Origin of the sequence: Halorubrum sp. Ea1, from assembly GCF_002252965.1 — an archaeon.
GTDB lineage: Archaea > Halobacteriota > Halobacteria > Halobacteriales > Haloferacaceae > Halorubrum.
Genome location: NZ_NHPG01000053.1, coordinates 1 through 206, shown reverse-complemented (window position 1 = coordinate 206; position 206 = coordinate 1). Strand labels below are relative to the sequence as shown.

Below are 206 nucleotides of genomic sequence, written 5' to 3'. Positions count from 1 at the left end.
GCGCGATCGCGACGCGCTGACGCTGACCGCCGGACATCTCGCTCGGCATCCGGTCGAGCATCCCCTGCATTCGGACGACTCGCGCCGCCTCGTCGACGCGCTCGTCCATCTCGTCCTGCGGGAAGTCTCGAAGCCGCAGGCCGAAGGAGATGTTGTCGTACACGTCCATGTGCGGGAACAGCGCGATGTTCTGGAACACCATCGCG

At 66.0% G+C, this 206-nt stretch carries 1 protein-coding gene; it reads right to left on the bottom strand.

From position 1 onward, the window contains the following. On the bottom strand, positions 1-206 hold a 206-nt coding region (locus DJ73_RS07290), incomplete at both ends, for an ATP-binding cassette domain-containing protein (protein WP_141212924.1).